Origin of the sequence: Shimia sp., from assembly GCF_041624275.1 — a bacterium.
Taxonomy (GTDB): domain Bacteria; phylum Pseudomonadota; class Alphaproteobacteria; order Rhodobacterales; family Rhodobacteraceae; genus Shimia.
This window is the reverse complement of the sequence record NZ_JBFJVE010000107.1, coordinates 1-10554: the sequence shown is the minus strand read 5'-3', so window position 1 is coordinate 10554 and position 10554 is coordinate 1. Positions and strand designations below refer to the sequence as shown.

General features: G+C 64.2%; 13 protein-coding genes. 5 read left to right on the top strand and 8 right to left on the bottom strand.

Translation table 11 applies throughout. From position 1 onward, the window contains the following. Both ABZD10_RS09730 and fabD read right to left on the bottom strand, forming a co-directional pair. A partial coding sequence (locus ABZD10_RS09730) for an SDR family NAD(P)-dependent oxidoreductase (RefSeq protein ID WP_372886147.1) occupies nt 1-544 on the bottom strand: 544 nt, incomplete at its 3' end. Between the two features lie 27 nt (nt 545-571). Beyond that, nucleotides 572-1510 (bottom strand): ACP S-malonyltransferase, encoded by a 939-nt coding sequence (gene fabD / locus ABZD10_RS09725; RefSeq protein ID WP_372886145.1) that lies wholly within the window; start codon nt 1508-1510, stop codon nt 572-574. 156 nt (nt 1511-1666) lie between these two features. Between fabD and ABZD10_RS09720 the strand changes: the two genes are divergently transcribed. After that, complete coding sequence (locus ABZD10_RS09720; protein ID WP_372886144.1) at nt 1667-2869, top strand: cytochrome b/b6 domain-containing protein; 1203 nt, start codon at nt 1667-1669, stop codon at nt 2867-2869. 124 nt (nt 2870-2993) lie between these two features. On the opposite strand, the gene ABZD10_RS09715 is transcribed toward ABZD10_RS09720, so the two are convergent. Together ABZD10_RS09715 and ABZD10_RS09710 are read right to left on the bottom strand one after the other, a co-directional pair. Then, a complete protein-coding gene (locus ABZD10_RS09715; protein WP_372886143.1) occupies nt 2994-3566 on the bottom strand; it encodes a YceI family protein in 573 nt (190 codons plus the stop codon). Nucleotides 3567-3736: 170 nt separating this feature from the next. Next, nucleotides 3737-4231 carry a hypothetical protein gene (locus tag ABZD10_RS09710; RefSeq protein WP_372886142.1) on the bottom strand — a complete coding sequence of 165 codons (495 nt, stop codon included), beginning with the start codon at nt 4229-4231 and terminating at the stop codon, nt 3737-3739. A gap of 261 nt (nt 4232-4492) precedes the next feature. Between ABZD10_RS09710 and rpsF the strand changes: the two genes are divergently transcribed. From rpsF to rplI, 3 genes are read left to right on the top strand one after another with little or no spacing between them, the layout of a single operon-like run. Then, entirely contained in the window at nt 4493-4846 is a 354-nt protein-coding gene (rpsF, locus tag ABZD10_RS09705) for a 30S ribosomal protein S6 (protein ID WP_372886141.1), read from the top strand. Between the two features lie 28 nt (nt 4847-4874). Beyond that, nucleotides 4875-5102 carry a 30S ribosomal protein S18 gene (rpsR, locus tag ABZD10_RS09700; protein ID WP_073249614.1) on the top strand — a complete coding sequence of 76 codons (228 nt, stop codon included), beginning with the start codon at nt 4875-4877 and terminating at the stop codon, nt 5100-5102. A gap of 11 nt (nt 5103-5113) precedes the next feature. Further along, nucleotides 5114-5728 (top strand): 50S ribosomal protein L9, encoded by a 615-nt coding sequence (gene rplI, locus ABZD10_RS09695; RefSeq protein ID WP_372886139.1) that lies wholly within the window; start codon nt 5114-5116, stop codon nt 5726-5728. Nucleotides 5729-5845: 117 nt separating this feature from the next. On the opposite strand, the gene ABZD10_RS09690 is transcribed toward rplI, so the two are convergent. Then, nucleotides 5846-6259, bottom strand: coding sequence for a DUF1330 domain-containing protein (locus ABZD10_RS09690; protein ID WP_372886138.1), 414 nt, complete (start codon nt 6257-6259; stop codon nt 5846-5848). Nucleotides 6260-6359: 100 nt separating this feature from the next. Further along, the gene (gene tig / locus ABZD10_RS09685) at nt 6360-7694 is read right to left on the bottom strand and encodes a trigger factor (RefSeq protein ID WP_372886137.1); all 1335 of its coding nucleotides are present in this window, start codon (nt 7692-7694) and stop codon (nt 6360-6362) included. 317 nt (nt 7695-8011) lie between these two features. On the opposite strand from tig, the gene ABZD10_RS09680 reads away from it, so the two are divergent. Beyond that, nucleotides 8012-8833, top strand: a complete 822-nt coding sequence (locus ABZD10_RS09680; RefSeq protein ID WP_372886136.1) for a helix-turn-helix domain-containing protein — start codon at nt 8012-8014, stop codon at nt 8831-8833. Here the strand turns inward: ABZD10_RS09680 and ABZD10_RS09675 are convergent. Both ABZD10_RS09675 and ABZD10_RS09670 read right to left on the bottom strand, forming a co-directional pair. Continuing rightward, nucleotides 8764-9495: a hypothetical protein gene (locus tag ABZD10_RS09675; RefSeq protein WP_372886134.1), complete on the bottom strand. Its 732-nt coding sequence runs from the start codon at nt 9493-9495 to the stop codon at nt 8764-8766. The genes ABZD10_RS09680 and ABZD10_RS09675 overlap by 70 nt on opposite strands. A gap of 453 nt (nt 9496-9948) precedes the next feature. Next, nucleotides 9949-10554, bottom strand: a 606-nt coding sequence (locus tag ABZD10_RS09670; RefSeq protein WP_372886132.1) for a TRCF domain-containing protein, incomplete at its 5' end; no start/stop codon positions are given.

The window sequence follows — 10554 nt, the reverse complement described above, 5'->3', positions numbered from 1 at the left end:
GCGCCACCGCGTTCACCGTGATGCCGCGGCTCGCGACCTCATAGGCGATCGACTTGGTCAGCCCCACCATGCCGGCCTTGGAGGCGGCATAATTGGCCTGCCCCGGGTTGCCCGTGGCGCCGACGATGGAAGAGATATTGACGATCCGGCCCCAGCGCGCCTTCATCATCGGGCGCATCACGCCCCGGCACAGGCGCATGGTCGAGGTCAGGTTGACGTCAAGCACCGACTGCCATTCCTCGTCCGACATGCGCATGAAGATCTGGTCGCGGGTGATGCCGGCGTTGTTGACCAGAATGTCGACGCTGCCCATGGCGGCGATCGCCTGTTTGGGCAGCGCGTCCACCGCCTCGGCATCGCCGAGGTTGCAGGGCAGCACATGGGCCCGCTCGCCAAGCTCGGCGGCCAGCGCCTCGAGCGGCTCCACCCGGGTGCCCGAAAGCCCCACCGTGGCCCCCGCCGCATGCAGCGCCTTGGCAATCTCGCCGCCGATACCGCCCGACGCGCCGGTCACCAGCGCGCATTTTCCTGTCAAATCGAACATCTCGTCCCTCATTATCTTGGCGCCGGATCAGACCAGGCTGTCGGCGGCCGATTTCACTTCGTCAGGCGTGCCCACGGTCTTGCAGGCGATGGCCCGGTCGATGCGGCGGATCATCCCCGACAGCGCCTTTCCGGCGCCGATTTCCCAGATCTCGCTGACCCCGTGGGCGCTCATCCAGGCCACCGATTCGCGCCAGCGCACCGAGCCGGTGACCTGATCGACCAGCAGCGCCCGGATGGTCGCCGACTGGTTGACCGGCTCGGCGATCACATTGGCCACCAGCGGCACCGCCGGCGCCTGCATCTCGACATGGCTCAATGCCTCGGCCATGGCTTCGGCCGCCGGTTTCATCAGCGCACAATGGAACGGTGCGCTGACCGGCAGCAGCACCGCCCGCTTGGCGCCCTGGGCCTTGGCCAGCTCGACCGCGCGCTCGACCGCGCCCTTGTGGCCCGAAACCACGACCTGGCCCGGATCATTGTCATTGGCGGCCTGGCAGATCTCGCCCTCCGAGGCCGCCGCCGCGACATCGCGTGCGGTCTCGAAATCCAGCCCCAGAAGCGCCGCCATGGCGCCGACACCGACCGGCACCGCCGCCTGCATCGCCTGCCCCCGGATGCGCAGCAGCCGCGCGGTATCGGCGATGCTCAGCGACCCGGCAGCCGCCAGCGCCGAATATTCGCCCAGCGAATGGCCGGCGACATAGGCCGCCGCCTGGATGGTGACACCCTCGGCCTCCAGCGCCCGCATCGCCGCCAGCGAGGTCGCCATCAGCGCCGGCTGCGCGTTCTGGGTCAGGGTCAGCTCGTCCTGCGCGCCCTCCCAGATCAGCGTGCTCAGCTTTTCGCCGAGGGCCTCGTCGACCTCTTCGAAAACGGCCCGCGCCTCGGGATAGGCCTCGGCCAGCGCCTTGCCCATGCCGATGGTCTGTGCGCCCTGTCCCGGAAAAACGAATGCTCGGCTCATGATGTCCCCCAAAAAACCTTGTTCCCGCCGGAATACAGTGCCGCGCCACGCTCTGCAACGCCCTTGCGCGGCAGTGCACAAGTCTTGTGTCGGCGGGCAGGTTTCACCGCGCCGCCGGGCCACCTACCTTGTCTGCACAAACCACCGGAGACCACAATGCCCCTGGGAAACACCCGCACCGACTATGGCAGCCTGACCAAGAGCCTGCACTGGCTGACCGCACTCTTGATCCTCTCGGCGCTGCCGCTGGGCTTTCTGGCGCAGCAGGCGCCGATGGCCGATGGCGCCGAGATCGCCGCCAAGGCGCAGCTCTTCTCGCTGCACAAGACCGTCGGACTCGCAGCCTTTCTCGTCGCCGCCCTGCGCATCCTCTGGGCGCTGACCCAGACCCGACCGGGGCTGCTCAACAGCGACAACCGCCTCGAGGCCCTGGCCGCGCACAGCACCCACTGGCTGCTCTACGGCGCCATGCTGCTGGTGCCGCTGACCGGATGGCTGCACCATGCCAGCACCAGCGGATTCGCGCCGATTCTCTGGCCCTTCGGCCAGTCCCTGCCCTTCATCCCCAAATCCGAAACGCTGGCCGACCTGACATCTGCACTGCATTTCGCCTTCATGATCGTTCTGGCCGGCGCCATCCTGGCCCATATCGGCGGTGCCCTGAAACACCGGATCATCGACCGCGACCAGACCCTGCAACGGATGCTGCCGGGGCGCCACTCGGCCCCCGCTCCCGCCGCCGAAACCCCCGGCAAGGGGCCCCGGGCGGTGGCGCTCACGGTGCTTGTCGCCGCCCTGGCCCTCGGCTTCACTGCCGGGCTGACCCGCCAGCAGGACGCGCCCGAACCCTCCGCCGCCGCGCTGCCCTCGGTGGCCTCGGATTGGCAGGTCAGCGAAGGCCGGCTGGCCATCACCCTGCATCAGCTGGGCAGCGAGCTCACCGGCGGTTTCGCCGACTGGACCGCCGCGATCACCTTTGACGAAACCGCGACCCAGGGGCGCCACGGATCGGTCGACGTGCAGATCGCCACCGGCTCGCTCAGCCTCGGCTCGGTCACCGCGCAGGCGCTGGGGGCCGATTTCCTCGACGCGGCCCGCTTCGGCACCGCCCGTTTCAGCGCCGACATCCTCGCCGCCGACAGCGGCCATGTCGCCCGCGGCACCCTGACCCTGCGCGGCGTCAGCGCCCCGGTCGACCTGCCCTTCTCGCTCGAGATCCGGGGCGACACGGCCACAATGACCGGCACCACCCGGCTCGACCGACGGACCTTCGGCATCGGTGCCGCGGTGGAAGATGAAGCCACCCTGTCCTTCGGCGTCACGATCGCCGTCACCCTGACCGCCGTCCGCGCCCCCTGATCCTTCATCTCTTAAAAAATACTCAAAAAAATGGCCGCTGCGCATCGCGCGGCGGCCTTTCTGCTTGCCAAGTCGGCAAAGGGATCGCCGGCCGCGCCCCTGCGGGGCGACGACCGGCAGCGCCTCATTCGGCCTTCATCGCCTCGATCGAGATCATCACCTCGACCTCGTCGCTGACGAAGGGCGCGAACATGTCGACACCGAAATCGCTGCGCTTGAGCATCGTGGTGGCATCGAAACCGGCCCAGTCCTTCTTGGCCATCGGATGCGCCGCGGCCTTGTTCAGCCGCGCCTCCAGAACCACCGGCTTGGTGATGCCGTTCAGCTCGAGGTCGCCGGTGATCCTGGCGGTGGTCTCGCCGGTCAGCTCGATGCCGGTCGAGGAGAACCGCACCATCTCGTCATCGCTCGCGGCGAAGAAATCCGGCGACATCAGGTGATCGAAACGCGCCTGCCAGCCGGTGATCATCGACTTGACCGGCATCGCGACATTGACCGAAGAGGCCGAAGGGTTTTCCTGATCGAACAGGATGTCGCCCTCGAATCCCGAGAACATGCCGTAGCTGGTGGAAAATCCGAGGTGCTGGTAGGAAAAGACGATCTGGCTGTGGCTGGAATCGAGAACGTATTTCTCGGCCTCGGCCTGAGCAGAAAGGGCCAGCACGGACAGTCCGGTGGCGATCAGGGCGGTTTTCATTTGGGTGCTCCGTTGGGTGGTTAACATCGCCACCTATATTCGTGCTCCGACCCGGCTGCTCAATTCGGAACAATCCCACATCGATTGTGACCTGACGAACAGTCACAATCGCGTGCGGCCGGCGGCGTCCGGGTTCGGCCGCATGCTGAGGGCCGGAGCCCGCCGAAGGTTCAGTAGGCGTGGATCGCGTGGCTGCGCAGATGGGCGATCGCATCAAGCCGGGCATGGGCTCCGTCCAGCGGCAGCTCGGCCAGGATCTTGCCGTTGCGCCCGATCAGCACCAGCAGCTTGTCCGAGACATTGGCCTCGGCCACCTCTTCGAAGTTGATCACCCGGACAATGTGGCTGCGCCCGCGTGGCAGGCTCTCGACCAGCTGGATCTGGCGATGGCGGGTATCGAACTGAAGCCGGCTCTGCAGCTTCTGGGTCGCCACCTGGGTCAGGCAGACCCCCAGCGTGACCATGAACACCGAAAGCAGCATCTTGGTCAGCATCACCGAGGGCGCCAGGCCATGTCCCGGCACCAGCCACAAACCGGCCGCCGCCCAGATGAAGCCAAAACCAAACAGCAGCGCCGCCGCCCGCGCCGGAACGGTCTCGGCAAGGGCCCGCCCGCGCGAGGCCTGGCAGGCGACGATCGGCATCGAATGCATTGCGTAGGCCATGGCCCTCTCCTTCGGATTTCCTGGTGTTGATCCGAGCTTTGTCCGCAAATCCGGCAGGATTGGGGCAGCAGTGGGGAAATCCCGCGAAGCCGGGCAACTGCGGTCGCGGTCGCGGCAAACAGCGCTTGCAACCGGCCCCAGTTCGGCTATACAGCGCCATCCTTTCGCAAAGATCTGAACCGCGCAGTCTCTCGTGGGTGGGGCGCGGAAGGTGTTCATGCCCCGCTCTTTGAAATGCGCCCGAAAATGAATGGAGCACACATGCCCCTCTATGAGCATGTATTCATCTCGCGCCAGGACCTGTCCAACGCGCAAGCCGAAAGCCTGATCGAACATTTTGGCACGGTCCTCGCTGACAATGGCGGCAAAGTCATCGACAGCGAATACTGGGGCGTCAAGACGATGGCCTACAAGATCAACAAGAACCGCAAGGGCCACTACGCCTTCCTGAAGACCGACGCACCGGCGCCGGCAGTTCAGGAAATGGAACGCCTGATGCGTCTGCATGACGATGTGATGCGGGTTCTGACCATCAAGGTCGACGATCACAAAGAAGGTCCTTCGATCCAGATGCAGAAACGTGACGAACGCGACAACCGTCGCGAGCGCCGCTGATCTAAGCTTGAAGAAAGGACACTAAGTCATGGCTGCAAAACCATTTTTCCGCCGTCGTAAAGTCTGCCCCTTCTCGGGCGACAACGCACCTGCGATCGACTACAAAGACACGAAACTGCTGCAACGCTACATCTCCGAGCGTGGCAAGATCGTGCCGTCGCGCATCACCGCCGTTTCGGCCAAGAAGCAACGTGAGCTGGCCCGCGCAATCAAACGCGCCCGCTTCCTCGCCCTGCTGCCCTACGCCGTGAAGTAAGGAGAGAACACATGCAAGTTATCCTTCTTGAACGTGTGGCCAAACTGGGCCAGATGGGCGATGTGGTCGACGTCAAAGCCGGCTTTGCCCGCAACTTCCTGCTGCCGCAGGGCAAGGCGCTGACCGCTTCCGCGGCCAACATCGCGTCGTTTGAAACCCAGAAAGCGCAGCTCGAGGCCCGCAACCTGGAAACCAAGAAAGAAGCCGAAGCGCTTGGTGAAAAGCTGGCTGGCCAGCAGTTCGTCGTGATTCGCTCGGCATCGGACGCCGGCGCGCTCTACGGCTCGGTCACCCCGCGTGACGCCGCCGATGCAGCAACCGCCGACGGTTTCTCGGTCGACAAGAAGCAGGTCGTTCTGGCGCGCCCGATCAAGGAACTGGGCCTGCACGACGTGCACGTTCAGCTGCACCCCGAAGTCGAGGTTGCGATCCAGCTGAACGTTGCCCGTTCGGCCGAAGAAGCCGAACTGCAAGCCTCCGGCAAGTCGATCCAGGAACTGGCCGCCGAAGCGGAAGCCGAAGCCGAGTTCGAAATCGCCGAACTCTTCGACGATATCGGCGCAGCGGCGTCGGACGACGACGACATGGCCCCGGCTGGCGAAGCCGAGGAAGACACCCAGGCCTAAGCGCCGGTCTTGCCATCGCAGACACAAGGAACCGGCGCTTTCGGGCGCCGGTTTTTTTGTCGGCCGGCCATCGGCTCGGGCCTTGGCCGGGCCAGCCGGAAAGGCCCCGGGGCCGCCTCAGGCGCCGAAGTTCTCGCCCAGGTCCTGCGGTGCCATGCGGATCAGCCGGCTGTCCTCTACCGCCGCCTGACGATGCGCCATCGCCCGGCGGTAGTCCGCATCGCCGATCATCTTTTGAAAGGCGGCGACGCTGGGATAGCGGGCGATGAAACAGAGATCCCAGCGGATCTCGGGCCCGATCAGCATCATTTCCATGCGCCCGCGCCAGACGATCTTCCCGCCGAGCCGGGCAAAGATCGGCGCCGTTTCCCTGCCATAGGTGGCATAGGCCTCGGCCCCGGACAGCCGGCGCCCGTCCTCGTATCGTGCCCAGTCGCGCAGCTTCACGAGATTGAGCATGTCGATCGGCCCGGCGCGGTCATCGGCGGCAAAGCGCGCGAAACGCTCCTTGTCGAAACTTGTGTGGGTCATGCCCCCCCCTTTCCTGGCCCCGAGTGTGAAACCCGGACAGGGGTTTGCCAATGAAAAAGGCCGCCCGAAGGCGGCCTTTCAGAAAGACTGACGCAGGGTCTTATTCCTTGTCGAGATCCTCGATCGCCTTTTGCAGGTCGTCCTTGGAGACTTCCTTGTCCGAAACCGTCGCCAGTTCGAAAGCGTAGTCGACGACCTTGTCCTCGAACAGCGGCGCGCGCAGCTGCTGCTGCATCTGGGCGTTCTGCTGCACGAACTCGAAGAACTGACGTTCCTGGCCCGGGTACTGGCGCGCCTGGTTCATGATCGCCTGGGTCATCTCGGCATCGCTGACCTCGACCTCGGCCTTCTGGCCCAGCTCGGCCAGCAGAAGGCCCAGACGCACGCGGCGCTCGGCCAGCTTGGTGTGCTCTTCGGTGGTCTCGATCTCGCCGTGGTCGTGGCCCTGAACCTCGGGGTTCTCGTCATGCCACAGCTGATGCGCGATCTGGCCGGCTTCGGCCTCGACCAGCGACGGCGGCAGGTCGAAGGACACCATCTCGTCCAGCTTGTCCAGCAGGGCGCGCTTCATCACCGCGCGCGAGGCACCGGCGTATTCCGCTTCCAGACGTTCGCTGATCTGCGCCTTCAGGGCGTCCAGATCCTCGGCACCGAATTTCTTGGCCAGCTCGTCGTTAACCTCGGCCGCGACCGGCTGTTTCACCGCCTTGATGGTGCAGGTGAAGACCGCTTCCTTGCCGGCCAGGTGATCGGCCTGGTATTCTTCCGGGAAGGTGACGGTCACGTCCTTGGTTTCCTCGGCCTTGACGCCGACCAGCTGCGCTTCGAAGCCGGGGATGAACTGGTTCGAGCCCAGCACCAGCGGGAAATCATCGGCCGCGCCGCCGTCAAAGGCTTCGCCGTCGACCTTGCCGAGGAAATCCATCACCACCTGGTCGCCGTCTTCGGCGGCGGCACCGGCATCGCGGTCTGCGAAATCCTGAGCGGTTTCGGCGAGGTTGGCCAGCGCCTCGTCCACTGCGGCGTCATCGGCCTTGACCACCATCTTCTCCAGCGAGATCGACTTCAGATCGACCTCGGGGATTTCCGGCAGCGCCTCGTAGGACATCTCGATCTGGACGTCGTCGCCCTCTTTCCAGTCTTCGCCGTTCTTCATTTCGATCTTGGGCTGCAGCGCCGGCTTCTCGCCGCTTTCCTCGAAATGCTTGCTCATGGCGCCGTCGACGGCTTCCTGCATGGCTTCGCCCAACAGACGCTCGCCATATTGCTTTTTCAGCAGCGGCATAGGCACCTTGCCCTTGCGGAAACCTTTCATTTCGATTTCCGGCTGCGCTTCGACCAGCTTGCTGTTTACTTTCTCGTCCAGCTCGGCAGCGGTGACAACGATATCGTAGCCGCGCTTCAGACCTTCTTTCAGAGTCTCGGTGACCTGCATGTCAGTTCCCCATGGGTTAACGGCGCGCGGGTGTCGCGCGCGGGCGAAATTTTCGCTCTTCTATTTGCAGGCGGCAGCCTGTGCAAGGGTATAAGGTCGCGAATGCCGCAAGAAACCGGGGTTTCGCCGCCCCGGCCGGCGGCCGGTGGCAGGCCGCCCCGGGCTATCGGCGGAAATCGGCCCGCGCCCCGGCGCAGAGGCGGTCTTTCCGACGCAACGGCGCCGGCTGGCGAGATCAAGTCAAGGTTGTACGGAAATTTTTTTCCGACTATCCTCGCGCCTGTTTGATTTCACAAATTCCGTTGACGAGGTATCGCATGTTTGAACTGGACGCTGACGAAGGACCGGAAGGCGGCGACTCGCCCGATCTGCTCGAGCTGTTCAGGTTCAACACCGACCGGCTGTTGAAACAGCAGAAATGGACCCGCTCCGAACTGTCGCGTATGGCCGGCTACAAGACCAACAAGGCCACCGACATCCTCGACGGCACCGCCCTGCCCAATATCTCGGTGGCGGTGAACTTCGCCCGCGCCTTCAACGTGCCGATGGACGAATTATTCAAGCCGTGCCGGTTCGAAACGACCGAACTGGTGATCGAACCCCTACAGGAGATCGACCGCCAATCCTCGCAGCTGCTCAACGCCGTGTTCCAGGCCGCGCACAAGAAGATGGTCGGACTGGGCGAGCGGCCCTCGATCGACACCATCATGGCCTGGTGGCAGGAATCCGGCGGACGCTTTGAAGACTGCGACCGCCTGACCCCGCATATCGACGTGGTCTCGGTGCCGGGCGCCGATCAGCGCCTGCCCGAGGTCCGCCACATGGGGGCCATGAGCCTGTCGGCTCAGACCCTGAAGTCGCGCGACAGCGAACGGCTGGCCAGTTTCATGCGGACCCTGAACGAGGCCGATCAGGAAGAGCTGCGGCGCTGCGTCACCACGGTATCCTATACGAAAACCGGGCTGGTCACGCCGCAGACACGCATTGTCGACATGCCCGGCATGGCCTGCCCGGTGGAGATCTCCTTCATCCGCCTGATGCTGCCGATCACCGACGCCAACAACACGCCTTACGTGCTCAACTTCTCCACCCTGCTCAGCGAATCCGAGCTCAGGAACAAGTCGGGTTTCTTGCAGTAGATCTCGGCCATGTGAAACAGCTCGGCCCGGGTCAGGGCGACGAGATATTCGTCGCTCTGACGTCCCGGCGGCGGCGAGGGCCAGATCTGGGCGCCGGGAATCTGCCGGTTGAACCCGTATTCCCCGGCATAGCCGCGCCGGATGTCGTTGCGCCGCACGAAGGCATAGATCCAGTCGGGCTGCCATTTCATCGCGCAGTAGGAAAACAGCAGGTGGGTGAACAGCGTCAGCTGGTTGCGCGAGCCGCGCGCACATTCGCGGATGAAGAACTCGCCGACATAGACCACGCTGCCCCTGATCTCGCTGACTGCCGTCAGGGCATGGGCATAGGTCGCCTTGCCCCCCGCCAGCCCGTAATAGCGCTTGTTGGTCCGCGCCCAGTAATCCGACAGGTTCTCTGACAACAGGTTGTCGCGCCGCGCGGCAACGCAGCCGATGTCGCGCCCGTCCTGCTGCAAGAACAACCAGAAGGCGTCGTCTTTCGACAGGTCGTTGAACTCGCTTGACAGCATCGGGGTGATCGAGGGTTTTCCCATCGCCCGCGCCCGCGCTTCGGCAGCTTCGAACTGCGTCGATTGGGCAACGCCAATTCCTCGCTCGGCGAGCATTTTCTGACAGAGCGCAAACAGCTTCATCACTTCCAGATCCGACGGCCAATTCATGAGATTTTCCTTTTTTTCTTGGTACGGAAAAGTTGTAGCAACCCGGGCTTTGCGCGATGACTTTTGCGGGCTGGTTGGGACTTGTTCTGCAGCGGGGCATCGCAAATCGCTTACCTTCACGGCAGAGTGTTGCAGTTTCAAAAAGGCCGCGAACGGTGATCGCGATCGGTCCGCCGGTCGCGGACCCGCCGCGCGCGGCCACGCTACTCGTACAGGCACCCCGGCACCCGAACGGCTGAGCGGACAGGCAAAGGTGCATACCCTGCCCGACGCCGACAACCACGGGAACAAGCGGAAGAATTCGCGGGCAGCATCCGCGTCGAGGGCGCAGGTGGGCTCACGCCCCGACGGCCCCATCAGGTCGGATGGTTACATTCATGACCATTCCGAAAGGCATGTCGCCTGGCAAGCGAAACCTCGCGCTCAGGTTGCGCCCATTTCCCGCAGCAAACCCTAGTGATCCGCCCGGGCGCGCTTTTTCTCGGCCACGACCTTGGCCGCCAGATCGCGGGCAATGGCAAAGGCGCCCTTGATCTTGTCGGCTTCCTTTTTCCAGTCGCGCCGCACCACGATCTTGTTGTCGCGCACCTTGGCCAGACCGCGCTGGTCCTGAAGGAATTCGACCAGCCCCTGCGGCGAGGCGAACTTGTCGTTGTGAAACTGGATCGTCGCGCCCTTGGGGCCGCCGTCGAGCTTGGCAATGCCGGCGCGTTTGCACATGTCCTTGATCCGCACCACCAGAAGCAGGGTGTTGACCTCTTTGGGAAGCTTGCCGAAACGGTCGATCAGCTCGGCCGCGAACCCCTCGAGCTCGACCTTCGTGTGCAGCCCGCTAAGGCGGCGGTAAAGGCCGAGACGCACGTCGAGGTCGGGCACGTAATCCTCGGGGATCAGCACCGGAACGCCAAGGTTGATCTGCGGCGCCCACTGGCCGTCGGTGTCGCTCAGGCCCTGCATTTCACCGGCCTTGATCTTGGCGATCGCCTCTTCCAGCATCGACTGGTAAAGCTCGTAGCCGACATCGCGCATCTGGCCGGACTGTTCCTCGCCCAAAAGGTT